Source organism: Streptomyces endocoffeicus (assembly GCF_016741935.1).
In the GTDB taxonomy this organism is placed as follows: Bacteria; Actinomycetota; Actinomycetes; order Streptomycetales; family Streptomycetaceae; genus Streptomyces; species Streptomyces endocoffeicus.
Map to the genome: position 1 here is coordinate 331758 of NZ_JAERRG010000009.1, position 26364 is coordinate 358121.

Below are 26364 nucleotides of genomic sequence, written 5' to 3' on the forward strand. Positions count from 1 at the left end.
GGCTATTCGGGGCCGTCCGGCGTCGCCTGGATGTGTGCAGCCTTGCAGATCTGCGCCAGGACGATGCCCTCGCCGGGGTCCTGGCGCAGATCTGCGAGGTCGCCCTCGGCCATGGCCTCGAAGACGCTTGTCGACTCCCCGGCGTATCCGCTTGGGTCGACGACCAGCGCTTCATCAGCGAGATCGATCTTGCGCAGGTGGAGCTCGTCGAGCATCTGTTTCTCGGTCCCGGTGATCTCATCACCGTCGTAGGCGAAGAGGCCGGGCACGAAGACGATCATGGTGATCGGCTCCGGTTGTGCGCGATGGCGACGGCCCGGCCGTGGGATCGCAGCGGGGCCGTCGTTGAGTGAGTGCAGGTCAAACCCGCTCGGAAGCCCACAGGTTGTTGAGGTCCTCGCGAATCTCTTCCTCCAGGGCGGCGAGAAGCGCCTGCTCGGCGTTGAAGTCCCCGGATACGGCCTCGATGAGGTCGTCCTGGACCTGCTGCTTGCCGGCGAGCACCGAGGGCATCCGCTCGTCCTGGGTGCCCTTGGCAATGAGCCGGTGGATGATCACCGGCCGCTGCTGGCCGGGGCGGTGCAGCCGACCGTTCGTCTGCATGTAGTGCTCGAGCGAGAACGGCAGGGTGTACCAGATCATCGTCGAGCCGCCGTGCTGCAGGTTCAGGCCGTGCCCCGCGGCGGCAGGGTGGAGGAGCATCACCGGAATCTGCTTGGCATTCCACCGGCGGACCATGTCGCGCGAGCCGTCGAAAGCCTGCGCGTCGATGCCGGCCTTCCGGAGCCGCGTAAGCAGCTGCTCTTTGTCGGACTTGAAGTGGTAGGCGATGAGCATGGGCTCGCTGCCGTTGTTCCGCACCAGGTACTCGGTCATCTCGATCTTCTTGTCGTGGATTACCTCGTACCGGCCCTTCGTGGCCGGGTCGTCAGGATCCGCGGTATAGAGCGTGCCCGAGGCGAACTGCATCAGCTTGCTCGTCAGCACCGCCTGGTTCGCGGCGATGATCGATTCGATACTCTGCGTCAGCTTCCCGTCGTCGTCGGTGTAGGTCTGCACGATGTCCAGGACCAGGTCGCGCTTGAAGTCCTTGTAGGCCTGGAGCAGGTCCGGCGGGAGCGTGACGTTGACGTCCTGGATGGTGAGCGACGGCAAGGTCAGTGTGGTGTTCTGCGCGCTCATCACCAGGTGCGAAATGGCCTGATGGATCTCGGTCTCGGCGTTCGCCGTGGGGATCCACTTCGCCGGCGTCGTAGTGCCGGGCACCATCTTCGGGACGAACCACCGGTTGCGGAACTGGGTGATGTCCCGGCCGAGCGCTTGGCCCTGGTCGAGCAGGTACATCTGGCTCCACAGGTCGTGGAGACCGCTAGGACTGGGCGTTCCCGTCAGCTCGATGAGCCGGTTCATGGCCGGCCGTACCTTCGCCAGGGCCAGGAAGCGCTGTGAATCGTGCGACTTGAAACCCTGGGACTCATCGATGATGACCGTCTGGAAGGGCCAGATGATGGTGTTCCGGCCGTTGATGTTCTGGACCGGCAGCTGATCGATGAGACCGAAGCGGCACCGAGCGCAGCCTGCGCCGGAACAGGTTCGGCAGTCATAGGTTTCCCGCGTCACCAGGCCCGACTTGAGCAGCCCCTGAACCCATGCCTTGATCTTGGTCTTGACGGGGGCGCGGTTGTTGGCGCTGACGGTGACCAGACCCCGATACTCGGCGATCAGCTCGTCCTGGCTCAGCGGCCCCCGTGCTCGCACCAAGTCCAGGACCTGAGCCGCCTCGGGTGAACCGGCTGGGCCAGCCGCTACTGGCGTGATCAACCTCTCCCTCTGGGAAGGCTGGGTCAGCAGCTCCTGGTTGATGAAGTACATCGTCGGCGGATCGGTGGAGACCTCCTGGAAGCGCTTCAGGCGCTTGACCTGGGACAGCTTCCTGTCGTTCTCGTCGACGATGAGCGACTTCGTCCGGATGGGGAAGCCCCACTTCCCGATCTCGTCGATCCAGGTGGAGCGGGCGATCGCCACAGGCGCGATGACGAGGATGTGACCCATCGGGCGCACTGTCTGCAGTACCGCGAGGGTACTGAGCGTCTTCATGCCACCTACGGGGACCCATGCACCTGCGAAAGGGTGGTCAACGAGGAAGTCGTGGATCTGCTGCTGATGCGGCATCAACGTGATCGGGGACGGAGCAGTAGCCGTAGTCATGTCGCCGGTCATCCCTTCTCTTCGAGTGGGTGGTCAGGCATGGAATGCCTGGGGCGTGGATTAGGCCTAGGTTTCGGCTTCAGCCGCGCGTATGACCTCGAATAGCGGCTGACCGGACTCGTCGAAGGTCACCTTCAGCTGCGTATCCGCGGGAAGGCTGCCTTCTTGGGCGTCGAACCAGGCGGTGAAGGCTGTGCTGTGCTGTGCTGTGCTGGATGAACGCCTGGGCCACCGTGATCTCTTGGGCCGGTCTGGATTCCTGAGCCGAGTCCGACGATGGAAATTCAGCATGGTGTTCGGCTATAAGCCGGCGGGTTCTGGCGGGAAGCGCGTGGGGGGGGCGGCCAGCCTCCGCCCTTCGTCGGTGATCTTGTAGTACGGGTCCGTCTGGACCGTGTTCTCCCGCTCCACTTCCTGATCTCCTTGGTGGCAAGGCCACGGCGGACCAGGCTGTCCAGGATCCTGATCGTGGTGGACACGTTGACCCAGTTCTAGCCAGCGCCGGCGTACCACTCCCCGCCGTTGTGCTGAGCCAGGCTCCACAGGACGTGGCGCTGGTTGTCTCCCAGGGGCCTGGTCACCAGTCCACCCCTTCGTTCTCGGGTCCGGCGTAGTTGACCACCGGGGTGGCCGGGCCGGAGTCCAGGATGGTCGTCCGGTCCTTGCTGACCACCACCCACCGGTGGCCGGTCAGGGAGTCAGTGATCCACCGGCCGTTGGCCGCGTTGCGGTGAGCCCTCACGGCCACACCGTCCAGCTGTCCCGCCATGCGCTGGGCCGTGGTCTTCACCATGCCGCGCGCCGGGATGTCGAAGGCCCTCAGGTCCGGGTCGTCCTGGATCTGCTTCGCCACGTCCAGGCCGTCGTGCGTCAGCCTCGCTCCGAACTGGGGGTTCGTGGTCAGCCCCAGGGCGTGGAGGACGCGGAAGGAGTCCCGGCGGGTGCGCGTGCCGGACCAGACGTTGTGGGTGGTGTTGCCCGGCCAGGCGGCCGTCTTTAGAAGATCTGCTTGAGTGTCGGACAACTTGATCTGTACGAAGAGTGCGTCCGTCACTGGGCCGCCTCCCTGTCCTGCTCACTCGCGCGCCAGTACGGGTCGATCGCGGCCCGCGCGCGGGCCACGGGCCCTTCTACCCAGGTGGACAGGTACATCTGGACCGTGGCGTCCTTGCGGAGCTGAGGGGAGACCTCACAGTTCACGTCGTCCGGATCCAGGAACTCCCTCAGCTGTTCCAGGGCGTCCCTCAGCTCCGCCGCGATCGGGGTCAGCTTCCGGACCCCCAGCGGCTGGATCTTCGGGAAGCCCTTGCGCTCCGGCGCGATGAAGTACCCGTCTTCCTCCCAGCTGGGGTCCCAGCACTTCAGCACGGAGTGCCCGGCCGACCGGCCGTACACCAGCGTGTAGCCGGGGTGGTCCTTCGTCTGGGGGCATGATCTGAAGGCGTCACAGCGTTCGTGGGTGCTCCAGCTCAGCGGCGGAGTCGGCCTTCTCCCTGTTACGGGGGCTGCCTTTCTGCGCCCCTCCCTCCATGGGGGCAGCGCAGCGGGTGAGCAGCTGCTCGTCGAAGGGGGCGGTCTCCGGGACGAGCACGCTGAATCGCGGCCGCCCGGCGCCGGGCTCGCGCAGCATCCTGGAGGAGAACTCGTGCGTTGGCCGGAGTCTTTGGTCTCATACTGCGGTTGCTGGGCCGCGGCTATGTATTTGTGGGTCATGGTGCTGCTCTCTGTGGGTCGGATGAGGTCTTGAGGAGGTTCGCGATGAAGGCGTCGACGCTCGGCTTGTCGTCGACGACGTGAACCTCGGCCCCGTGGCGGCGCAGCTTGGCGTGCGTGCGCTGCTGCAGCTTCCGCAGCCGGCCGCCGGGGCGTTTGACCTCGACGAATACGGCGCCGCGGGGGGCCACGACGATCCGGTCGGGCACTCCCCCGCGTGCCGGCGAGACGAACTTCAGGCACAAGAAGCCGTTCGCCCGGCACTGGGTCAGGAGGTAGTCCTCGACGACGCCTTCGGGCGTGCGAGCCATCAGCGGTGCGCCTCTTCGCCCGAGGGAGCCGCCGGCGCGCCGTACCTCAGCTCACCGGGCTCGACGAGGCGGAAGCCGGTGGAATGCTTGGTCGCGTAGGACCGGAACCCGATGCGATCGGCTTCGGCGGCCAGCGTCTCGCGCCAGCCGGCCGGCGGCGGGTAGTCGGCATCCTCGCCGTCGGCCCGGTAGAAGAGCCACGGTTCCGTGCGGGGCCCGACGACGCGGAACTCGATCCTGAGGCGCTCCGCATCAGCGATTAGCGTGTCCAGGGCAATGGACAGCCCGCTGCGAATCTTCGCGTCGCGTACCGGGCTCCGGGTGTACAGCGTGCCCTCGATGGCAATCTGCCCCGTGTCTGGGTCGTTGTTGGCGATTCCCTCGTCCTGGTAGCCGAGCTTGGCGTGCCAACCGCTGTAGGGCTCGTCGTTGATGCGTCCGGCGAGGGGGCTGTAGGTGACGGTGATTCCGGTGGACCAGTACCGGCCCGACTTGCTGATCATGCGGGTGTCTCCTCGTACGGAGTGTCGGTGGTTTGTGCGGCGCGGATCTCGTCGGCGGTGGCGGTGAGGCCGGTGCAGGCGATGGACTCGCGGAGCTGGGTGATGCGGGCGGTACGGGTCATGGCTGGTCCGTTCTCGGGGTGGTGCGTGGGCGGGACTGTCAGGCGGCGTTCTTCCAGTTCTTGGTGAACGTCTCGTCGAGCATCCGGGTGTAGATGTCGAGGTCGAGCACCCCGATGACCTGCTCAACTCGGGCGGTCGGCAGCGTCCGAAGGTCGTCGTTGACGACGACCACCGACCAGCACGGGTCGATGCCGTTGATCCGGCGGATCACGACGTCCTGGTCATCGGGCAGCAGCGTGAGGCCGTCGGAGGTGCTGGCCTCGCTGCGGTTCTTCGCCCACCCGTGGTGGCGCAGGATCTCCAGCGCGACCGGGTCACGTCGCACCCCGGCGCTGCCGGACTCGCGCCGCTTGCTCTGGCTGGCCGGGTTCACTTTCCATGCGCCGGCGTTGTGCAGGCTCACGGCACCATCAGTACCGTCGTGGACGATGAAGACCCGGTTGACCATCTGCAGGGCCCGCGGGTTCACCAGCTGCACATCGGCGTCCTCGTTGTCGTCACGGTCGGGCCCGGCGCTGACCGGGTCGGCGGCGAACGGGTAGGTGATTGATCCACGCGAGGCGGCGAGGACGTTCTGGAACAGCAGCAGCGTCCGCACGGGATCGGCCGGGTCGATCGCCTCCTCGATCATCTTCCGGCCCAGTACGGGATCGAACGGCTCGGCGAGAGCCTCCTCTCCCCTGCTGGCGACGGCCTGCAGGTAGCGGGCCAGGGCGAAGTCGACCACGGCCGGGTGGGCCAGCGACTTCGTCGGGGTAGGACCAGCGTGGCAGGCCAGCGTCCCGCCGGAGGCGGTGATGATCGGGCTGTCGGCGACGCTCCGGTCCTCACTGGGCGACTCCAGCTCGAGCCGGTTGTTCGAGTCCTTGCTGATGAGGAACATCAGCTCCGGTTCGATGTCGATGCCGATGGCGGCCTGCTGCTCGGCGAGCACCTGGTTGTTGGTCGTCTCATCGAAGCCGTTCTCGCCGCCGACGACGGAGTAGAGGCCGTCGGTGTTCGTCGAGATGATCCGCGCGCCGGCCAGCGTCTGGGCCTGCCCGATCCGCCAGCTGAACAGCTGGCCGATGATCCGCATCGAGATGGTGCGGTTGTTCATCCTGATCGGGGTCCGGTGCGCGGCGTCAGCAGCTCCAGAGGCCGAGTTGAGGATCAGCTTCGTGCCGTTGCGCAAGGTCGTGAGCCGGGCCTTCTCCTCGGCGGAGATCCCCGGCTTCTTCATCTCGAAGCCCAGGCGCTCCTTCTCGAAGAAGATCGTCGTGTAGCGGTCCTCGCCCAGCTCGGGATTGTAGAACGCCCTCATGTTGCGCAGCAGGTTCGGGTAGTAGCTCGTGAAGTCCTCGTGGATGACGAGGCCTGCCGAGGTCCGTGCGAACTTCGGGTGCAGCTTGGTGGATTTGTCGTCCTTCGCAGTGAACAGCGCGGGGGCCTTCCTCGCCGGCGCATCGCGATAGACGGCCTTGACCGCCGAGGTGACGGCCAGGACTACCTTGCCGTCGAGCACGGTTCCGTCCGCCAGGCGCACGTGCATCGCCTCGGTGTCCGGGCGCTGAGTGTCCAGCAGCTGGGCCGGATCCGGCACTTGGGCCTGCGCACGCGCGAGCTGCTCGGCCTGGCCCGGGTCGTCCTTCTTCGGCTTGCGGTACTTCACCTTTTTCGGGTCCGAGCCCAGCAGCACGAGCCGCTTGTCGATGGCCGTGCCGTCGGGCAGTGCGAGCAGGTTGTGCTGGCGCTTGGCCTCGGCGACAAAGTCCTTCGCGTCCGGGTAGAAGAGCTTGGCGAGGCCGATCATGGCTGCCTGCTCTCGGTGCTCGAAGAAGTCGGCGTCGAAGACTGTCATGTCTGCCTCGGCTCCGTGGATGCCGCCTGTGCTGAACGTGGCGAAGCACGACGACGGAGAGGCGTCACGGTGGAAGTAGGACACGTTGTTCGGTGTCTTCGGCAGCTCGCGCAAGGACTTGGCCGGGAGGCTGAACAGGTCGCGGTACTCCTCGGAGTCGTTGAAGTTCTGCCCCTCGATCGAGCGGTAGTAGTTGACGACCTGCATGAACTGGCGGTGCGCCTTCGCCTGTGCCGGCGTCGCGGCTGGGTCCTTGGCAGGGTCGGGGGCCACGTTGTCCTCGAAGAAGCGCACGCACTCGTCGAGCACGTTGACCTGGGAGATGCCCTGATCCTCGGCCACCTCCTTGGCCGGATAGAGGAACGACACGGCCTCTATGTCGCTCAGCGAGGTGTACGGCGCGAGGATGCGGCCGACGAACTTCGCCGAGGACGAGTCGATGGTCAGGCGGTCCCGGCGCACCGAGCCGTTCTTGGCGTAGACGGTCTCGGAGTACTGCGCCAGGAGACCGGCCTTGAGGTCGAAGTTGCTGGCGTAGGCCGGGTGCTGGAAGAGCTGGGCCAGGCCCAGGCAGTCGGAGACGTTGTAGGCCAGCAGCTCGTAGAGATCCTCGATCGCGGCGATCGAGGTGTCGTGGCTGAGCTTTTCGGACTCCTTGATCTGGCGGCCGAGCGTCCCGAGCAGGCGCTTGAGGCTCACCTTGGTCTGCAGCTCGTTGAGACGGGCGACATCCAGATGCCGACCCGAGTGCATCATGGCGCGGCGGATCTTGGCGGCCGGGCCGTCCCAGCCGAGATAGCCGGGCATGTACTGGATGTGCTCGTTGAACAGCTTGTCGTTGTGCTCGCGCATCTCGCGTGCCGTAGTCGGCTGGACAAGACGGCCGGAGTGCGGAGCCGGGAAGGTCTCCATCAGGTACAGCGCGAGCATGGTCATGTCGTAGTTCAGCGAGTTGTACCCGGCCAGGAACGGGTGCCTCAGCGGGTCGTACTCGGGATCCGTGTCGCAGACCGGGCGCAGGCTCGCCGGATAGGACGAGACCTCGCCGCGGTCGTTGACCTGGTCCGCGTTCGAGAGGCCCATCAGCTCGGCGAGGCGGAGGTTGCCCCGCTCGCCGCGCAGGTTCCACAGCTGGACGCTCACCGCGGGCAGGCCCGGGTTGGAGCGCACCACGGCTTCATAGAGCGCCTGCGGGTCCACGGCGTCGGAGAGCTGCTGGTCGTCGGCGAGGAAGAAGATCTCCAGGTCGTCGACGGCTCTGCCGGGCCGCGGGGTGTAAGCGCACAGGGTGAAGACGTCCGGCAACGACTCGATGTCGTAGAAGGTGAAGCGCGCCTTCGAGGCCGTGACAGGTGTTCGCTGTGTGGTCATGATGGGGATCTCCTTTCGCCGGTCCGACCATCACGGCCGGTGTCTGGGGAAGAGACGCGCGTAGCCTCAGAGGGAGTCGTGAGGAGAGCGCCGGCGCGGGGCATCCATGCGCCGGGACTCACTCATGAGCCAGCCTTCTCCACGGGGTCTGCCGTGATCTGCGAGCGGTCGATGAGGTTGGTGATCCGCTGTTCGCGCGCGACGTCGGGCATCGCCGTGATCAGGCGGCCCAGCCGCAGGCGAGTTCGAGTACGGCCTGGGTGAGTTCGCCGAGTGCGCCAGCAGTTTTGGTCATGGGTGCATCAGTCCTGTTCGTCGGCGGAATCGTCGACCGGGGCGGGCGCGCCCGCCTGCCGGAGCAGTCCGCGGTAGCTGGCCTGCAGCGTCGGCTGGGATTTCTTCTTCGGGTCGCTGCCGGTGTAGCTCGCGTGCATCCACTTCTTCAGCTCGTACTCGGCGATGAGCGGCTCGGGTTCGCTCATCATCTGGCCGGGGCGGATCTTGCGGTTCTTGTCCGGGCAGTGCCACAGGGCATCCGGCCGGACGATCGCCACGAGGTCGGTGATGAACTGCCTGTTGCTCACCGGGTAACCCGACGGCGAGATGTCAGCGAACCAGGATTTGTACAGGTCATAGAGGAACGTGAACGGCACCAGGTCCCAGACCAGCCGACCGCGGAACTCTTGCCAGAAGTCGCGCACGGGGTCGTTGAACTCCTTGTACTCGGCCAGGACCACCTTGGTCCCCACAGGCTCGGAGAGCACGTAGTAGTCCCCCGGGGAGGACGCGCCGGCACGGTTGATCGCGTACCAGAAGACGTACTCCAAAACCTCACGGCGCTGGAGGTAGTCGTCCCTGATGTACATCTTCTCGACTCCCTCGAAGGTCTTGGTGAAGGGCACGAAAAGCTGCCGGCGGTAGAACGAGTTGGACTTGTCCTTCACGCGTGGGAACTCGTTCAGACACTGGACCATGAAGCCGAAGAACTGGTAGGCGATCGGTATCCGGTGCTTGCGGTTGATCATGAAGACGTCGTTCATCACGATCGACTTCAGGTTGGCCGCCTTGTCAACGAAGGTGCCGACGTCGTTCTCGTCGACGATGATCGCGTTGGCGCGCACCAGCGGTTCGAGCGCGAAGTCCTTGCCAAAGTCCGAGAGCGGAATCGAGGTGTGCGCGCCGCTGCCGACGAGGTTGCGCATGAGCGCGCAGAGCGTGCCCTTACCGTTGTTGCCCTCCACCGAGTAGAACCAGGCGGTCTTGCGCCAGCGCACATACGGCCGGATGATCGCGCCGATAATCTCCCAGATCAGGTCGGCGAAGCCTTCGTCACCGGGCTGGTCGAAGAGTTCCTCGATCCAGGCGACGACTTCCCAATCTCCGTCCTCGGGGTGCGTGATGACCTGCTGTGGAGCGTCCTTCACGTAGTCGACGTTGTTCTTGGTCAGCAGCACGATGGCGGGGTCGAAGGGGTGGACCTGCTTGGGCTCGAAGTGGAAGTTCTTGCCGAAGATCGTGACATCCAGCGGCTCAGTACCGTAGAAGACGATGCCGTTGCGCGCGGCGATGAAGTCGCGGTTCGTGCTCTGGTGCCGACGCGGGCTGTCTTCGCGCAGGACGGCCAGGACCTCGTCGAACTCCTTGAGGCGCAGTTGGGTGTTGTACATGCGTGCCGTGGTGCGGATGTCGTCCTCACTGGTGGTGTACGTCCCACGCGCGCGCCCCGTGGGCTGGTACATCGCCAGCAGGTCGTACTCACGGTCGGTGTTCTTGGCGCTTGGCGCGATGCGGATGACATGGTGCAGACGCACGAGGATCTGCGCGATCTGCCAGTACGTCAGATATCTCGGCAGGGGGTACTTCTCGGCGGCCACGGCCGCTTTCGAGTTCTCGGCCTTGATGACGCCGCCCATGATCGCCAGCAGCTCCTTCTCCAGCACGCGAGGCGTCGGAGGATCGGTCGGGTCGATCTGGTCGAGGTAGGCGGCGGTGACGTAGGTGACGATCTCGTTCTGCGGAGCCATGTCGTCGCGGTTCGAGAAGTACCCCATGACGCTGGCCAGGACGTCGGCGACGGGGTTGGTGCGCGGTCCGGCGCTGGAACCGGCGGCAGGTACGGATGCGAGGGCATCAGGAGGCGTCATGTTGCTGCTTTCTCGATCGTGATCGAGTTCCTGCCGGCGATGAGTGGGAAGCCGATTGGACTCGTAATCGAATGAAACGCGATCTTGACCCTACGTCATCCGAATACCCTTTTGCAACGATCGAGTCACCAGTCGACAAGAGAGTCAACTGAGGGACTGGATGGCACTCAATGGGGGACCGAGAGGGCCGCCAACAGAAACTGGAGAGGGCGCACGCGACTGCCACGGCCATGCCACACGCGTCGCGATCCTGGATGAGATGTGAGAACCGGCGACTCCGTCGAGCGCATGCCCCACGGAGTCGCCGGCTTCCCGTGCCCGACCACACACCCGCGGGCGGCGTGAGCCGCCCGGCCTGCGGTCGAGGTTCGGAGGAGTTCTTCTGACCGGTCGAGCCAGCCGCCACCAGAGCATCGACTGGACGCTCTCCAGGAGGACCTGAGAGTCACATACCCCCTAGGGGTATGAGAGGCGTGTACCACTTGACGTGGTACACCTGTTTCCCCAGGTCAGAGCGAGAATTCCGGGAGTTCAAGAGCAGGCTGTACCACGTAGAATTTTCCACGTGGTACAGGTGTTTTCCCAGGTCAGGCAGGGTTTATATACCCCCTGTACCACCTATACCAGGAAATAGAGACTAGATACACGCGCAGGGGGGATGAGAGAGCAGACTGGCGAGCCGGGGCTGAAGCCGCCTGGATCGCTCCCGACTGCGTCCTCTTATGTAAACGGTCAAAAAAACGTGGTGCTCGTGGTACATCGACGGGAAACGCTCGTTGAACAGGCAAAACGTCGTACCACGTCGGCGCTCCCACGTGGTACACCCGATGCGGGAAAGAGCCTCACGGTACAGGTGTCTGCCCAGGTCAGACGCGGTTTTCAGGGCTGTACCATGTCTCGTGGTACAGCTGGCAGCTCGATGCGCTCCCCTGGCGACCAAGCCGAGGCGGACTTCCGCGCCGAGCCGCCATGCCGGCCGAGCCCCAACGGGACTGGAAGCCGCACGGAACATCCCTCGGCGTCCCGAGGCTCACAGAAGGCCCCTGACGCGGCCTCCGGACGCGAGTTAGGACTTTGTCCGAGTCGTTCATTCATGAGGATCCACTCGATGCGTGAGGGAATCGGACTGGCTTTCGCTGGTCATTGCGAGTGATCCACGATAGCTGCTACCGTTGAGGCCAGGTGATCGATGTTGCACTGGAACGTGAGAACAGAGAGGCCGGAGAGCATCCCCGTGGGAAGGGAGCTCTCCGGCCTCTCTGCATGTGCTGATGAGTGCGAGGCGTGGATGGCGCGAATCACCCAGGGGTGACCGTGGTCCAGCCTCGCTGGCATCCCGCATCGGGGGACTCGGGACTGCGGCTACGGGATCGCTCGTCTGCTTCGACGACGTAAAGGATCTCGTAGGAAATCGTGGTGTTGAGGTTGAGCCGGTTCCTGCTCTGGCTCTTCTTCATCGTGATCTTGCGGAAGCCGCGAACGTCCTCAGCGCGATCGAGGAACCGGCGCAGCCTCGCGCTCACGCGCTCACAGGCCTGTTCGGCCGTGATGCCCATGTCGGAGACGACGAAGACGTGCGTGTGACCGCGATCGAAGGTGGGCTTCTCACCAGTGTCGAGGTCCAGACGGATCTTCGCACGGCTGATGTCGAGCGCGTCTGGACGGACAAGCTTTCCTCGTGAGTCGTACGTGCAGGTGCTGACGATGGCCATGATGAGATCCTCTCCTCTCCTGATGAGTATGACCGAATGGTTGCTTTCAGTCACACCACCGGTGACCGGATCACCCCGGTCACCACGAGCATGCCCTCCGCACCAGTGACCTGGCGGCCTTTCAGCCGCCAGGTCCTGCAGGGAGGACACCATCGTTTTTCAGAAGAGGCTGAGTTACCTCGATCACTGCATCGCGGACTCGCCTCAACGACAAGAGCACCGCACTCAAGCGACACGTAGGCAAGCAGTGCTTGTCGACCACCACGCCAAGCGCACACACAGCGGGGACATCATTCTCGCTCGCTTGGCACACTTTTTCTTCCGGCCAGGCTTCCGCAAACAGTCTCCCTACGGCGCTCCAGAGCCTCTCACGCCCTGGACCGCGCCTGGCGCAGTCCCGCCTGCGACCCGCCGGTAGAGCCCCAAAGCACAACCAGCGAAGGCCAAGCACAGGAACACCGCGGAGACGGGGTTTGCCAGAGCGCCGAGCGTCTGTGCTGGGACAAGGGCGGCAGCGAGGTTGAAGCCCAGGTGCAGGAGCACGCAGGGCCACAGCACGCGCGTGCGTTCGTAGACCAGAGCCAGGAGCACCGCTAGTGGCAGAGTCGAGGCGAACTGCACGGCGTTGCCGTGCAGCAGGCCGAACACCACGGCGGTGACCAGCGTGGAGGCGAGGATGCTCACCCGCTTGCGCAGCAACGGGTAGATCAGCCCTCGGAACAGGGCCTCCTCCCCCGCGGGAGCCGCGACCAGGGTGTGCAGCAGGGTCGCCAAGGCTCCAGCCGCGTGCCTGGTCTGGTTCGAGGCGTCGAAGCCGGCGGACCCGGCCGTGACATAGATCCACAAGGCCAGTGACTGGCCGGCGAGGAAGGCCAGGACCGCGCAGCCGAGGACGGCCCACCCGAAGCGTGGGCTCTCCGGCCTCGGCCCCGGGGCCGGCGCATGCGCGAGCCACCGGGGCCGCTGGATCCTCATCGAACCGACCAGGACGACAACGAGCATGTCCAGGACGACGGTCGCAACGATCGGCGCTCCGATGAGGAGGACTGCGAAGGTGCCGAGGCTGAGATAGACCGCGACGGCGGCGAACGGCACGAAGACGCACCACCCGGTGCTGAGCAGTCGCGAGGTGATCGGTGACGTCGTCAAGGTCTCCTCCTCTACGGGTCTCAAGCAGCCGTGGTGATCTGCTCGTTGATGACAGCCTGGACGCGGGTGTCACCGCGGAAGGTGTTCAGCTGCAGCGTCGCCGTGAAGCGCAGCGTGCCGAGTTCGGTGCGGCTGGCGCGCTGCACGAAGCCCCGGAGCATGTCGAACTTCTCCTCGGCGACGTTCCACCACAGGCAGGACAGGCCGGACCGGGTGACCAGGCGCAGGTGCTGCGATTCGGATCCGATCCGGTCCACGTGCAGTCCCAGGGGCTCGATCGCGATCTCGACGACCGGCGCGGTGAAACCGTGCCCGAAAGGCTTGAGCCCCTCGGTCCGGCGCACCAGCTCGAACAGCGGCTGCAGGTCCTCGAAGCCGGCGTCGCAGTCGGCGTCCGGACCGAGCACGAGATCACCGCTCGGTCCGTCGGTGCTGACGGCGAGCAGGGCGACCTGGGTGGCCTCCTGCAGCACGGCGACGAGGTCGCCCAGCTTCTCGGCCTTCGCGACGCGGACGCCGCAGGCCTGCTGGTGCCCGATGGCGCTGAGACCGTCGTGCGGCTCCAGGCTGGTGATGATGTCGAACCAGCCCGGCGCGCGACCGGAGCCGCTGACGAAAGCGTCGGGGCCGACGGGCCGGTTGACGACGACGACCGGGTGGCCGTTGAGCTCCATCATCCGGTTGGCCAGCAGCCCGTACATGCCCGGGTAGGCGTCCGAGAAGTACACCCACGGGGCCAACGGCTGGTCCCCGGTGGTGAGTTCTTTCATGTGCTCGATGACCAGCCGCTTGCGCAGCTCGTTGCTCTCGATCACCTGGTGGGCGACCTTGAGCTTGACGTCAGCACCGGCGGCCGTGAACACCGCGAAGCACGGCTCAAGCGAGGCTCCCGTGCGGCGCGGGCTGTTCATTGCCGGGGCGAGGTAGAAGCCGAAGAAGCCCTCGTCGAGGTCGTCGACGTCGCGGATCTTGCCGATCTGCGCGAATGCCTTGAGCACGATCGCGAAGCCCTCGAAGGCCCGGAGGAAGACCGGGTGGTGCGGCTCGGTGCGCAGCAGCTGCATCAGGATCGACTGCTCGATGTCGATGGCATCAGGATCAGCGTCGAACCCACCCCAGGGATTGGGGATCGTCTTCGGTGCGGCGACGCGCAGCAGGCGGGCGATCGAGATGGCGTCGCGCACCAGCTGACGGTTTTCGTACAGCACGGGCATGACGTCGGAGACGGTGCCCAGGCCGGCGAACAGGCGCAGCAGATGGATCTCCCAGAGCTTCTCGGGCCGGTGCACGCGGGTGTATGCCTCGATCACCTGGTAGAGCACGTGCGCACCACAGATCCCGGTGTGGGCGTAGGTCTCGTCGATCCGGCACGGGTCGACGGTGAGATCCGCGGTCGAACCCGGCGCGAGCTCCTCGTGGTGATCGGTCACCAGCGTCGTCCAGCCCAGGGCACGCGCGGCGGCGATACCGCGGTGGGAGTTCACTCCCCCGTCACAGGTGAGCAGGACCCGGGTGTCGGGCCACTTCGCGTGGATCTCGGCGATGTCCTCGGGCGCAAGCTCGTGACCGCGGCGGTAGTCGGGCAGGTGCAGCTCGACGTCGAAGCCGAGCTCGGACAGACCGGCGTAGCCGAGGACCCCGGAGGAGATGCCGTCCATGTCGAAGTCGGGGGCGATGGTGATCTTCTTGCCCGTTGCCCGGGCGTCCGCAAGGGCCTCGACCATCTCGCCCAGGTCCAGTAGCTCGTCATGTTCGGTGGACTCGATCTCCTTCAGGTACTGATCCGACCACCCCCGGCGCTGGCACAGCAGCTCGAAGAGGTCAGTGTCCTCGTCGGTGAGCGAATGGTCGTCGACGGTATGGAGCGTGGACATGGTGGAGGCCTCTCGATCGGGGTCGTTGGCCGGTGGAGAACGGGGTATGCGGCACCCCCATATTGCTGTGATTTTAGCAGCAACATTCACCTCTCCTGCTCTTTTAGCACTTACTCCTGAGCCTTATTCGGGTCCTCAATGGCACACTTATCTCGAATGACCGCGACAGACTTTCCAAGGTCCTTGTGTATCGGCTACTCTCGCCGGTATGGTCAGTCGAAACGTTATCGATTCAGATCTCAGTGGAAAGCCGGATGCGGCTACAGCGACGTTCGGTTTGGGTGGCACCTGGTACGAAATCGATCTCACCGCTGAGGAGCAGAAGAAGCTTGAGGAAGTGCTGAAGCCATACCGGGAGGCCGGCCGGAAAGCCGGGAAGACAACGCCGGCCAAGAAGCAAGTCGTGCCCGAGACGACTGCCGAGGAGCGCGACAGGATCCGTGAGTGGGCCAAGAAGGAGGGCTACGACCTCGCGGAGCGGGGGCGTATCACGAAGAAGGTCATGAAGGCCTTCGACGAGGCGCACGGCATCGATCGGAGCAAGTAGCGCTGACCCTGGTGTTCGCCTCCCATCCGACTCCTCCCATCCGTCCTTGAAGGGCCCTGCAGTGTGCTGCAGGGCCCTTCGTGCGTCCTCAGAAGGGCGGCAGCGACGGATGGATCACGGTGGCCGTCACGATCCCCGCGGCTCGCGCGCAAGACCTGCAGTGGATGGTGCCGTGCGAGAAGTGCCCCGGCGTATGCGGCATGAGCTGCTCCTGGTCTCGCTGCGGGCATCCGGGCTTCCGGCAGAAGCCGAGGAAGGCCGTGCACAGCACCTGAGCCCCGGCCTCACGGAAGACCTGGGCGGCGTCGACCATCTCCTGGTTGCGCTGGAAGCCGGCCCTCTTCCCATGAGCCGACCAGGCGGCGGCGAAGGTGCGGATCTCGAAGCCGGCGGCCCGCCACAGGCGCTCGGCCATGGCGTCGGCACCGTCGGGGCAATGCCCCGAGATGAGTACCGGCCGGGTGACGTTCTCCGCTCCCCAGTCGCGCCAGGCGTCGTTGAACGCCGAGCGCATGCTCTGCTCGTCGTTCCAGCTGCGGTAACCGGTGACGAGGACGACGTGCGAGAACGATTCTGGAATCATTTCAGCAATCATTCGAGTCTCCTCTCCTTGTGACTCGGCGGTCTCCACATCTGGAGTCGAGAGCTGTGGCCATGATGTCTGGACAGGCGCGGCGGCCTGCATGTCGCTGGCTCATACCGGCCGGCTGGTACCGGGCTCGATGATGGCCAGGCTCTTCTCCCGGTGGAGCTCGACGCGGATCTGATCGTCGTCACACATCGGCATGAGGCGGACGGTGTACAGCACGGTCGTCACTGCGGGAGACGTGCACAGTGACGACCGTGCTGTCCTCGTCGTTGGTGAAGTCGACGTTGCCGATGTCCCCGGCTTCGCCGGATCGCATCACCTCGGCGACGGCTTCGCTGTTCGGTTGCCACAACTTCGGCTCGCAGCGGGCTCCGGTGTCGTAGGGCGAGAGTTCAGGCTGGGACTGCGTCATGGTGGCGCCTCTTCATGGACTCGGGTGCGGGCGGCGACCGTCGAGTGCGGACCCCGGTGGGGTCCGTGTGATCTCGATGTTCGACCCAGCGCCCGTGCCAGCTTTGCTGGCTGACGACCCGGAAGGTCTCGCTGGCGTGATCTGTTCCCGGTTGGATCGCGCAGCGAGCCGCTACACGGGTCACTTCTCGCCTGCGCCAGGCGCGCAGTGCCAGGCGATCCGCCACTGCTGCACCCTTTGCCGCTGTCCACATCTGTGTCTGTGGACAACTACAGCGGGGCAGTGGTGGGATTTCGCCTCTCGAGCGCAGCGCTGGGCATAGCCGGAGGGAGCGTCAGCGACCGACGGACCGGCGAGCGAAGCGAGCGGTGGAACCCGTCGGCTATGCCGACTAACACGTCCTCGGAGCGCAGCGGAGAGGCCGAGCGGAGCGAGGGTCCGCAGGACACGTGTTATCAGGTTCCCTTATGCCCTTTGCCTCCTTGCCGTCGTCCTCGCTGTTCCACGGCTGAACGGAGCGTTAGCGGAAGCCTGACCAGGGGAAACGGTCCGTACCCTCATGACCCGTACCCCTCCCCATTTTCCGCGCAGCGGGGGTACGGGTCTGGCCGTTTCCCCTGGTCATCGCACCTTCTGGCTGTACTGCTCTTTTGCCGTCCGTGATACGGCCGTACCCCATGCTGATCCGTCCTCGTGAGGCACGAGCGAGGCGGGGGTACGGGTCTACTCCTGGCAGGGCGAAGTCCAGACATTGCTGAAGACCTCGATTCGACAGGTCGCAAGCTATTGAAGGCGTGGGACGAGACGGACACCTGGCTCATTTGGAACGGCTGCACCCTGCCTGTAGCGTGGGGTCGGAACGGTCAGCATCAGGCTCTGGGATCGAGTCCTCTGACGGCTAATCTCACGCCCCTCCATCGTCCTCCCATAGACGAAGAGGCAGTTCCTCTCTGACCTTGCGTTGCCGCCTCTTCAAGCTGTGCTGTCGCCTGCGCTGCACCTCACCCGGTGACGGCTCGCCCCGCCGAGACCTCCGCCGACGATCCTTGCGGGATTCACGCTGGTTTTCCTTGCCCCTCTGTTTGGTCTTGTCGAAGGTGTGCCACCAGCCGCACGAGCACCGGTAGACCTTGAACGAGGATCCGAAGACATCGCTCTGCCGGTCCGCCGCTATCTGAGCCCAGGCTTCATTGAAGTGCTTCAACTTCCCGGTCGGACAGCGCCGCCTGAGACCACCTGTCACCGTCATCCCCTCTGTCGAAAGGGAGCTTGCCTCCCGGTCGAATTGCCGGAACTCGATTCCTGAGTCTCCTAGGTCCGGGCGGAACGTTGTCTTTGTCGCTCGGCAGCGTGATCTCATTCTTCCACGCCCTCAATCCCTTGATCGCCGTAGCAACAACACCCAGAACGAGGCCCAGTTGTCAGCTTCATCAGGGCCTGTCTCGGCGTCGGTCCATTGCACTGCTGCCGCAGGCGGTGCAGCCCTTGCCGCGCAGCGGATCCGTCCTCTCGCGACACCGTCGCTCCGGCTGTGGATAACGCTCTGCTCCACCGTTCGCTGCGTCGGCGCAGCCGGCCTCGCCCCGTCGCGTTGTGCTGGCTGCACCGACGTGGATTCACCTCGCTCCGGTGCTGCCGCGGCAGCGTGCCAGCACTTTATGCACGCGTCCAAGGCGGTCGTTCTGCGCTGTGTCGACGACGCACGTTCCGGCCCCGGGCTGTGCTCCGTCTCGCGCTTACGCGGCGAGCCCGGGGTGGTCCTTCATGGACGCATCAGATGAAGAGAGGCCCGACTGCTGCGACCAACTCCAGCGCCATCGGGCCGTTGCCGTCTTCCTCCAGGAGCAGCTTCCGCAGCAAAGGCCTCTGCGCCTCTGCTCTTCCTCTACCCCGCGGGCCTTTGGGGCCACCGACCCATCCCCCCTCACCGCCCCGGCGCAATCCGTTAGCGGAGCCTGAGGAATGCCCTGGCGGGCGCGGTTCCACAGCCCGGCGGGCAGTGTGACGTGCGTCACTATTTCAAGATTCATTGCCGGTTTGGGTCCGTGCCGAGCCTGAAGAGTGAAGGTGTCGCTCAACTTGGTGCTGGAGGACTTGATGATCCCGTCGAAGATGCTTCTGCCGGCGATTACGCCGGAGGGGACATACGGGCAGCTCGTGGAGCTGATCACTGCTGTTTCAGGGCTCGACGATCAGGCGGCGGAAGGGCTGGCGGACAGCCTGCTGTTCCGGCTGGGGCTCTACGGCCCTACCCCTGAACGGGTGGACGATCTGTGTGCGGCGATGTTCTTCGACGCCGATCCGGAGGACGGCGGCTGGGTGCAGTGCGGCAAGACGCCAGGACACATCCAGTGTGGCGACCTGCTGCACGAGGGCCGGTGGAGCGGACGGCGTTGGCGCGACGACCACCGGCAGGCCGTGGTCGCTGACGACGAGGAGGAGTGACGTGGCGGCGGCCGGAACAGTCGGCTCCGGCCGCCGCACCAGTACTGAGCCAGCACCGTGCCGACGGCTCACCGACGGCTGTTCTGGTCTCGCTCCGCCGGCGTTTCGTGGCTGTCTCAACGTGCCCGTCGGCGGGCCTCGGCGAGGGGCACAGGCAGGCTTTTCGGCCCCATGAAACAGCGTCTCCCTCGCGTCTCCGAGGTGACTCATCAGTACACGAACTAGACTCGATAGGGACACTGATAAGACGCCGACTGATGCCGGCGTACCTCTTGGAGTTCTGCGCACGTCCTCACGGTGTCCCATGTGCGCTCCAACAGTGCCGCGCTGGCGTCGCACACAGCGCCCTCGGAGGGCTCGTCTGTGCAGGGATACCGGGTGGCGCCTCCCAGGAGACACGACCGGGACATCAATGGGACGCCGTCTGGACTCGGATGCGGCTCCTTCGGGACGGCGCCGTGACCCCAGGTGTCGCGTAGGTGTCTCGGGTGAGTACTTGCCGCATCGCAGGTGGGCCTTATAGGCGCAAGCTGCTGGCATCATGCGCGCGGCCGCCCCAGGCGGGGGCACTGCGGTGTCTCGTAGGCGTCCCTGCCGGTACTCGATAGAGACATGAATGGCACCTCACTCGCGTATCGAATGGGACTTGCATGGGACTCGATAGGGACCCTAGAGTGGGCTTGCGTTGATTCGCATTCGAGAGGAAACGCGAAGGGCGGTGAGTTCATATGGCAGAGCGAGAGGCATCCGGCGAACGGCCGGCTGAAGTGCAGGAGCGAGTGGCAGGGCGAGGTGAGTGCAATGGCGAATCAGTCGGGTGAACCTCGGAAGGTCCGCTGGACCGTGCCCGCTGCCGACACCTCGGTGATCGAGTGGCTCAATAAGCAAGCGGACATCTCGCAGTCGCTGCGACTGCTCATTCGGGAGTCCATTCAGCGCGACGGATACATCGACGTCTACTACAAGCCCGTCGAGCAGCTGCCGCGTCGCGGACGGCCGCCACTGGAGAGCACCGAGCAGCGCGAGGACGACGAAGCAACAGTCGAGCGCCGTCCGGCCGCCCGGCCGGTTCAGGCGCAGCCACAGCCCGTGGTCACCGACCAGGCCGACGCCGTCGTCGAGACCACAGCACCAGCGTCAAAAGCCCAGCTCGAGCCGGTTCCCGCACCGGTTGAGACGGCCGAAGATCCCGTGGCAAGCGCCCCCAGCGCACCGCCGGAGCCGCCGAAGCAGGCATCCATCGACGAAATCATGGCGAGTACTCGGCGCTGAATGACGCGGTGAATTTCATTTTCCAGGCAGACAACACAGACACCGAGGGACCGAATTCATGAGCGCCAACAACAACGACATCATTACTCTCACCGGCGGCATCGACGTCGGCAACGGCTACGTCAAGGGCGTCATCCAGAACACGAAGCAGGGCATATTCGACGAGATCGATCTGCCCAGCGCGGTCGTCTCGACTTCCCGCACCTCGCCGAAGGTGCCACTCCCCGACGCGGATGCGGCCTCCGTGCTGGCCGGCGATTTCTACAACCAGATCGACTGCTCGCTCACCACTCACCTGGTGGCGGCGTCGGACCGCCGGATCTTCGGCCGCGCGGCGCTGAGCGTGCGCGGCTCGAAGTTCACCGAGTTCGAGGTGCTGGGCAAGCACTCCAAAGCCGATCAGGAGTTGAGCAAGGTCCTGGTCCTGGGCGTCTTCGCCGCGAAGACCCTGCGCGACTACGTCCGCGAGCACGGCAGGCTGCCCGATCACGAGCTGCGCGTGCGGGTGCGCGCCGGCCTGGCGCTGCCGATCTCCGAGTTCGTCGCGCGTCGTCACGCCTACGCCGCCGAGTTCATCGGTCTGTTGAGCAGCTCCGATCCCGCGGTGCATCTGGTGACGATCAAGAACTTCAGCACCCCGGTCTCGGTGCGCCTGGAGTTCGTCGACGTCCAGGTGATGGCCGAGGGTGCCTCCGCGCAGTTCGCCATCACCGACAAGGGCGAGCCGCTCGCGAAGGCGCTGCTGGACGATCTGCGTACCCGTGACGCGTCCCTCGTGGAGGGCGTCTCGGCGTCTGACCTGGTGGCGGTGCAGAACACCATCGGCGTCGACGTCGGCGAAGGCACTGTGAACTTCCCGGTGTTCACCGATGGGCGGTTCAACCCTGAGGCGGCTGCCACGCTCGACGAGGGCTACGGCACCGCGCTGATGAACGCCATGGAGCGCATGAGCGAGTCGGACGCCACGCTGCAGTTTTCCTCGCGCAAGCAGCTGGCGGACTTCCTCCACGCAGAGCCTTCGGTGCTGGTGAAGAACCGTCGCCAGCGCGCCGCCGGCTTCGCCGAGGACGAGGCCGGCTACCTGGTCGACGAGATCGTCTCCTCCTTCGGTGACGTCCTCTCCCAGGCCGGCGCGACGACCGAGGTCGTCTACGTCTACGGCGGTGGCTCGGGCCCGATCAAGCACCTGCTGCACCCGGCGCTGCTGAAGGCCGCGGGCGATGTGCCCGTGCTCTACCTCGATTCGAGCTACTCGCGGCACCTGAACCGCGAAGGCCTGTACCTCGCGGCTCGCTACGTCGAGCAGCAGGCCCTCGCTGCGAAGCCCGCGGGCAAGCGCAGTAAAGAGGTGGCCTGATGTGTGAGCCGCTGGAGACTCCTGGAAGAACGCGGCCGGGAGGCCCGTATGGGGAGTGGGGCGACTTCCTCCTCGCAGAGCAACTCGAACTGCAGCAGCCAGGGTCCAATGCCTGGTGCCAGCGCTGGAACCACCGGCTGCCGACGTGGAGACGGACCCGGGACGGTGGCTTCGACCCGGAGGCCCACCGTGTCGTCCGGATCCCGGAGGCTCCGGCGAAGCGCTTCACTGTCGCCCATCACTACAGCGCGAGCTGGCCGGTCGTGCGGCTCGCCTACGGTCTCCAGCGCGTCGACCAGCCCCCTGGGCCCGACGAGCCGGAAGGCGGCCGTCTGGTCGGGGTGCTCGCCCTCGGGGTCCCGATGAACACCGCCGTCCTCAATGTGTTCCCAGACCTGACGCCGCTGAAGGAATCGCTTGAGCTCTCGCGTATGTGTCTTTTGGACTCCGTGGCTTCGAACGGCGAATCCTGGGCCTGCGCGAGGGCATTCCAGGACGCCGCCACCAAGGGAATCCGAGGGATCGTCGCGCACGCCGATCCCGTCCCGCGGGTCAGGATCACGGCTGACGGCCCGTCGTACGTGATGCCGGGACACATCGGCCACGTCTACGGCCACGGCCAGGGCTTCGCCTATCTCGGCCGTACCCGCGCCCGGCGTCTGGTCGTACTGCCTGACGCCACCGTGCTGAACGACCGCGCCGCAGCCAAGGTCCGCCGAGACGAGACCGGTCACGCGGCAGTCGAACGGCGCCTCATCGCACTCGGAGCCACCGCCCGCCGAGCCGAGGAAGACGGCACGCGCTGGCTTGCTCGGGCGCTCGATGAGGTCGGGACAGCGGCGCTGCACCACGGCGGCTGCCACAAGTACGCGCGAACCATCGGCCCGCATCGCACACGGCTCCGGCTCGCTGGGCCCACTCTTCCAGCTCCGCGGCACGGATCCCTTCACCCGCACCGTTTACCCCAGAGAAACGAAGGAACTACCAGATGAGTCACGGCCTCAGCCCTGCCGGCGCGAAGATCCTCGAAACCAACGACGACGGCCTCGTTGCCGGGCACCCCGCAGCGCTCGCCAAGCTGATGTCCGACGGCCTGGTCGTCCCACACACCGCCGACGGCGGTACCCACTGGATGACCGAGGACGGCTGGGCGGCCCTCGACGCCTGGCGGAAAGAGAACCCGGGCCGCAGTGCGCTGGCGGACGCCCCGGGCATCCTGCAAAAATTGCCTGGTCGGCAGCACGAGGCGGTGCTCACCGCCGCGCGACGCCCGGACCAGAACATCCCCGGCCGGGACAACCCAGCCTGCCGCGCCGGCGAGACATGGTTCCGCGGCTCCACCCTGCGGAAGATCGCCGCGATCGGCTACGCCGCCATCCGGTCCGAGCCGTACGACAAGGGCCAGGCGACGTGGGAGGAGACGGGCCGCCCTCTTTACCTCACGGAGGCCGGGCGGCTCCAAACTCGGGTCCGTGCCGACCGTGGTCATCCCAGTCCCGCTCCCCGACGTCACCCCGAACAACCGGGTCCGCTGTGAGGAGCATTCCGGCGTGCACATCGAGACCGTCCTGTGCCGGTGGCCGCACAACGTCACCGCCGACGGGGACTGGCCGCAGGTGGGCCACCCCTACCGCGTGACCGACTAACCAACTCACCCCAATCCAACGGACTGCACGCCATCAAGGAGAAGCCGCAGTGACCATTCCCGGATACCCGAAGCGGGCCGCGCGCTGCAAGCACGGCGACCACCCATTGAGTCAGGACGCTCCCGACACAGCGTGGGTCGACGCGTTCGGCGGTCGGGAGTGCCCGGACGCACCCAACCCGGACGATGGCCCGATGCCGCCTCACGAACCCGGCTCAGCCATCCTCTCGCCGCCTGCGTGGCCCGAGGCCGTGGTGCCTCGCACCGATCTTGAACCGCGCACCCTGCCCTACATGCCCGGTTGATCTCAGCGGCGATGGTCCTCCATCGCCCCGTGCTCATGGCCGACCGCCACCGGTGCTCACCTCGGGTCGGCGACGCGGACGACTCCACCGACTCCACCATGGGCATCCAGCGCGGCCAGTGCGCGCGAGCCCGCGATGTGGCCGACGTGCGCGAGGCCTGGTGGAAGAGGGCCGCCGCCCTCCACAACGAGCACGCAGCGCGGTGAACGCCCCACCCGGGGGCCGCCAGGCCCCCAGAGCATCACTGTCCGCTCCGAGTCCGTAGGAACGTCATGATCAACCCGTTCGCCCCGCCCATCGACCTCAGCCACCTGCCGAACTACCGGCAGACCGACGCGCGTCCCCGTCGCGCGGTGTTCCTCGGCCGTGTCTCCACCAAGGACCGGCAGCTTCCCGCTTCGTCCATCCCGCGGCAGGTCGTCCTCGCCGCCGGACGCCTCGACCCGGGCGAAGAGTTCATAGCGCACTTCTGGGATGTCGAGTCCGGGATGTTGCCCGCGCACTTGAGGGGCCTGGGACCACGGGAGATGTACGACGGGCTCGGCGTGCCAACGCCCCGGGACGGCGGCCTCCAGGACCTTCTCGACCGTGCCGAGCTGATGGGCGTCACCCACATCCTGGCCGAGCGCAACGACCGCGTGGCCCGCGCCATGCTCACCAGTCTCATGGTGGAGCACGAGCTGGAGCGCCTCGGGGCAGAGGTGGTCTACGCCAATGAGCCGACAGGCGGCACCGAGTCCGGCCGGCTACGCACCCGCAGGTACGGGCAGGCCGAGGCGGAGATCTACCGCGCGACGATGATCGAGATGTCGATGGGGGGCCAGTTCCAGCATGCAATCGGCGGCTGGAACCACGGCTACCCGCCCTACCCCTATGTTGCGGTGGTCGACGAGGACGCCCCGATTCGGGGGCAGGGCCGGTTCGGGGAGATGCGACCGAAGAAGAAGCTCGTCCCGCACCCCGACGAGCGCCGGTTCGACGCCGCCCGGGAGCTGTGCCGCCTCCGGCGCGAGGAGCACCTGAAGGGCCCGGACATCATCGCGATCCTCAAGGCGGAGCCCGACCGGTACCCGATCGAGGGCGAGTGGACCTACAACAGGGTCGAGGGTCTGGTCGCGAACCCGAAGCTCAGCGGCTATCAGGTATACAACCGCAAGTCGAGCAGGACCGGCCGCGCCGGGTTCTCGCGGCGCAACCCCATTTCCCAGTGGGTGTGGTCGCCGAAGGTCGTGCACAAGCCGGTGGTGAGCCTGGAGGAGTGGATGCAGGCCCAGGAGGTCACCGCGGGACTGCGCGCGGGTGTCGAAGGCGGCCCGCTGCTGCGGGTCCGGGCCGCGGCCTCCAGGCTCGGGCTCACCGTCACCGCGGTCAGCAGCAACGCCACGCACACGCTGTACCGGATCGGGAACCGGCAGATCGCTCTGCCCACCCCGGTGCCGGACACGCTCGTCCAGCAGGTCATCGAGGACTTGGGGAGCGTGGCGTGAGCGAGATCATCATGGGCCAGGCCCACCGGCGCGGCCGGACCTGGGTGACGTACCTTGCCGAGCACGGTGTGTACGCACACGGGCGGACGCTGAGGGCGACGGAGGCGAACGCCGTGGAGGGGCTCGAACTCGTCGGCGTGAGGGCAGAGGTCACGCTCACCGCGGTGACACCGGAGCTGGAGACGCTCCGGGCCGCCGACGACGCCCGCGAACAGGCCCTGCGCGCTGCGGTGCACTCCCTGGCTCTGCGGCGTACCACGCGGGGCGACATCGCCCTGGCAACACGGGTACCGGCCCGGCTGGTGAAACAGATCCTCGCCGAGCAGACGAAGAAGGACGGCTCGCCGCCTCCTGCGGAATCAGCCACGACAGCCGAGGACACCGTATGACTCACGTACGCCCGTACGGGTTCCTGCGGCCCGCCGCTCAGGGTTCCTGGAACCTGCACGTCTTTCCTTTCGATCCGGAGGCCCACCGTGTCGTCCGGACCTCCGAGGCTCCGGCCATTGTGGTGCCGAGCGCATGAGCGGCTACCGGGAGATCGTGAAGTTGCTGGCGGCGAACACCGGCGCGAAGCGGATGAGCGAAGTCTTCGACAACTTCGTCGAGATGGCGGCGCTGGCTCTGCGCAACGCCGTGGACGTCCGCGGGAGCGAGGCCTGGGCAGCGCGCGAGGCCCAGTACCTCCAGATTGCCGGCCGTTACGACCGCGCCGAGCTGTACCACTTCGCTGAGGCCCTGGAGCTGGTGACCCTGGAGATGCAGCGCGAACCCTGCGACGTACTCGGCCACCTCTACATGGAGTTGGAGCTCGGCAACGAGCGGTTGGGCCAGTTCTACACGCCCTACGACGTCGCCCGGCTGATGGCCCAGATACAGATCGACACGGTGGTCGAGCAGGTGCAGCGGGGTGGCTTCGCCGATGTCTATGAGCCCACCTGCGGCGCGGGCGCATTCATGGTCGCCCTGTCACAGGCGATGCTCGAGCACGGCCTGAACCCACAGACGCAGCTGCATGTGACGGCAGAGGACATAGCACCGCAGGCCATGCACATGATCTACGTCCATCTGACGCTACTGCACATCCCCGCAGTGGTGCGCCGTCGCGACACCCTCACGCTGGAGACGTTCGACGCGTGGCCCACTCCTGCTCATGTCCTGGGCGGTTGGGGCCGGAAGCTCAGGCTGGCCCAGGCGGTCAATGGATCACGGCGGCTGATCATCACCACGCCTCAGGAGACCACCGAAAAACCCGCTGATGCTCTGGAGGTGCAACGATGATGATCACGCAAGAACGAACCGATTCCTCTGACGTCGAGAGCGACGACGATCCGGCCTGGCGCGGGGCGGCGGTCTC

Annotated in this window: 25 protein-coding genes; 10 read left to right on the top strand and 15 right to left on the bottom strand. The window is 66.0% G+C overall.

Features of this window, described 5'->3' with window-relative positions; all coding sequences use genetic code 11:
* Positions 1–2 precede the first annotated feature (2 nt).
* The 13 genes from JK364_RS23915 to JK364_RS23970 all read right to left on the bottom strand — a co-directional run bounded on the left by JK364_RS23915 (position 3) and on the right by JK364_RS23970 (position 14948).
* Complete coding sequence (locus JK364_RS23915; RefSeq protein WP_201853213.1) at positions 3–281, bottom strand: hypothetical protein; 279 nt, start codon at positions 279–281, stop codon at positions 3–5.
* Between the two features lie 79 nt (positions 282–360).
* Positions 361–2220 (bottom strand): SNF2-related protein, encoded by a 1860-nt coding sequence (locus JK364_RS23920; protein WP_230992391.1) that lies wholly within the window; start codon positions 2218–2220, stop codon positions 361–363.
* 565 nt (positions 2221–2785) lie between these two features.
* Complete coding sequence (locus tag JK364_RS23925) at positions 2786–3262, bottom strand: hypothetical protein (RefSeq protein WP_201853214.1); 477 nt, start codon at positions 3260–3262, stop codon at positions 2786–2788.
* Positions 3259–3603 carry a hypothetical protein gene (locus JK364_RS23930; RefSeq protein ID WP_201853215.1) on the bottom strand — a complete coding sequence of 115 codons (345 nt, stop codon included), beginning with the start codon at positions 3601–3603 and terminating at the stop codon, positions 3259–3261. Before JK364_RS23930 ends, JK364_RS23925 begins: the two co-directional genes overlap by 4 nt.
* Positions 3604–3652: 49 nt before the next feature.
* Entirely contained in the window at positions 3653–3838 is a 186-nt protein-coding gene (locus tag JK364_RS23935) for a hypothetical protein (protein WP_201853216.1), read from the bottom strand.
* Between the two features lie 79 nt (positions 3839–3917).
* Positions 3918–4232 carry a VRR-NUC domain-containing protein gene (locus JK364_RS23940; RefSeq protein ID WP_201853217.1) on the bottom strand — a complete coding sequence of 105 codons (315 nt, stop codon included), beginning with the start codon at positions 4230–4232 and terminating at the stop codon, positions 3918–3920.
* Positions 4232–4735 (bottom strand): hypothetical protein, encoded by a 504-nt coding sequence (locus tag JK364_RS23945; RefSeq protein ID WP_201853218.1) that lies wholly within the window; start codon positions 4733–4735, stop codon positions 4232–4234. The genes JK364_RS23940 and JK364_RS23945 overlap by 1 nt, the downstream gene beginning before the upstream one ends.
* Positions 4732–4857 (bottom strand): hypothetical protein, encoded by a 126-nt coding sequence (locus JK364_RS57070; RefSeq protein WP_269146290.1) that lies wholly within the window; start codon positions 4855–4857, stop codon positions 4732–4734. Before JK364_RS57070 ends, JK364_RS23945 begins: the two co-directional genes overlap by 4 nt.
* Positions 4858–4895: 38 nt before the next feature.
* Complete coding sequence (locus tag JK364_RS23950; RefSeq protein WP_201853219.1) at positions 4896–8069, bottom strand: hypothetical protein; 3174 nt, start codon at positions 8067–8069, stop codon at positions 4896–4898.
* A gap of 302 nt (positions 8070–8371) precedes the next feature.
* Complete coding sequence (locus tag JK364_RS23955) at positions 8372–10213, bottom strand: DNA primase family protein (RefSeq protein ID WP_201853220.1); 1842 nt, start codon at positions 10211–10213, stop codon at positions 8372–8374.
* 1298 nt (positions 10214–11511) lie between these two features.
* Positions 11512–11925 carry a hypothetical protein gene (locus tag JK364_RS23960; RefSeq protein ID WP_201853221.1) on the bottom strand — a complete coding sequence of 138 codons (414 nt, stop codon included), beginning with the start codon at positions 11923–11925 and terminating at the stop codon, positions 11512–11514.
* A gap of 348 nt (positions 11926–12273) precedes the next feature.
* Positions 12274–13074 (bottom strand): CPBP family intramembrane glutamic endopeptidase, encoded by an 801-nt coding sequence (locus JK364_RS23965; RefSeq protein WP_201853222.1) that lies wholly within the window; start codon positions 13072–13074, stop codon positions 12274–12276.
* 20 nt (positions 13075–13094) lie between these two features.
* Positions 13095–14948, bottom strand: coding sequence for a DHH family phosphoesterase (locus JK364_RS23970; protein ID WP_201853223.1), 1854 nt, complete (start codon positions 14946–14948; stop codon positions 13095–13097).
* Positions 14949–15156: 208 nt separating this feature from the next.
* Between JK364_RS23970 and JK364_RS23975 the strand changes: the two genes are divergently transcribed.
* On the top strand, positions 15157–15495 hold the full coding sequence (locus JK364_RS23975; protein ID WP_201853224.1) for a histone-like nucleoid-structuring protein Lsr2: 339 nt from the start codon (positions 15157–15159) through the stop codon (positions 15493–15495).
* Positions 15496–15583: 88 nt separating this feature from the next.
* Here the strand turns inward: JK364_RS23975 and JK364_RS23980 are convergent, their stop codons facing one another.
* Complete coding sequence (locus tag JK364_RS23980) at positions 15584–16078, bottom strand: SLOG family protein (protein WP_201853225.1); 495 nt, start codon at positions 16076–16078, stop codon at positions 15584–15586.
* Between the two features lie 190 nt (positions 16079–16268).
* On the bottom strand, positions 16269–16496 hold the full coding sequence (locus JK364_RS23985; RefSeq protein ID WP_201853226.1) for a hypothetical protein: 228 nt from the start codon (positions 16494–16496) through the stop codon (positions 16269–16271).
* A gap of 2079 nt (positions 16497–18575) precedes the next feature.
* On the opposite strand from JK364_RS23985, the gene JK364_RS23990 reads away from it, so the two are divergent.
* The 9 genes from JK364_RS23990 to JK364_RS24030 all read left to right on the top strand — a co-directional run bounded on the left by JK364_RS23990 (position 18576) and on the right by JK364_RS24030 (position 26288).
* The gene (locus JK364_RS23990; protein ID WP_230992392.1) at positions 18576–18941 is read left to right on the top strand and encodes a hypothetical protein; all 366 of its coding nucleotides are present in this window, start codon (positions 18576–18578) and stop codon (positions 18939–18941) included.
* An 801-nt stretch (positions 18942–19742) separates the two neighbouring features.
* Positions 19743–20213, top strand: coding sequence for a hypothetical protein (locus JK364_RS23995; RefSeq protein ID WP_201853228.1), 471 nt, complete (start codon positions 19743–19745; stop codon positions 20211–20213).
* Positions 20214–20271: 58 nt separating this feature from the next.
* Positions 20272–21570 carry an acetate and sugar kinases/Hsc70/actin family protein gene (locus JK364_RS24000; protein ID WP_201853229.1) on the top strand — a complete coding sequence of 433 codons (1299 nt, stop codon included), beginning with the start codon at positions 20272–20274 and terminating at the stop codon, positions 21568–21570.
* On the top strand, positions 21570–22562 hold the full coding sequence (locus JK364_RS24005) for a Mom family adenine methylcarbamoylation protein (RefSeq protein ID WP_201853230.1): 993 nt from the start codon (positions 21570–21572) through the stop codon (positions 22560–22562). Before JK364_RS24000 ends, JK364_RS24005 begins: the two co-directional genes overlap by 1 nt.
* Positions 22559–23107, top strand: a complete 549-nt coding sequence (locus JK364_RS24010; protein ID WP_201853231.1) for a hypothetical protein — start codon at positions 22559–22561, stop codon at positions 23105–23107. Before JK364_RS24005 ends, JK364_RS24010 begins: the two co-directional genes overlap by 4 nt.
* A gap of 442 nt (positions 23108–23549) precedes the next feature.
* Positions 23550–23726, top strand: coding sequence for a hypothetical protein (locus JK364_RS24015; protein ID WP_201853232.1), 177 nt, complete (start codon positions 23550–23552; stop codon positions 23724–23726).
* Positions 23727–23792: 66 nt separating this feature from the next.
* Entirely contained in the window at positions 23793–25007 is a 1215-nt protein-coding gene (locus tag JK364_RS24020) for a recombinase family protein (RefSeq protein WP_201853233.1), read from the top strand.
* On the top strand, positions 25004–25396 hold the full coding sequence (locus JK364_RS24025) for a hypothetical protein (protein ID WP_201853234.1): 393 nt from the start codon (positions 25004–25006) through the stop codon (positions 25394–25396). The genes JK364_RS24020 and JK364_RS24025 overlap by 4 nt, the downstream gene beginning before the upstream one ends.
* Positions 25397–25529: 133 nt before the next feature.
* Positions 25530–26288, top strand: coding sequence for an N-6 DNA methylase (locus JK364_RS24030; RefSeq protein ID WP_201853235.1), 759 nt, complete (start codon positions 25530–25532; stop codon positions 26286–26288).
* Positions 26289–26364 lie beyond the last annotated feature (76 nt).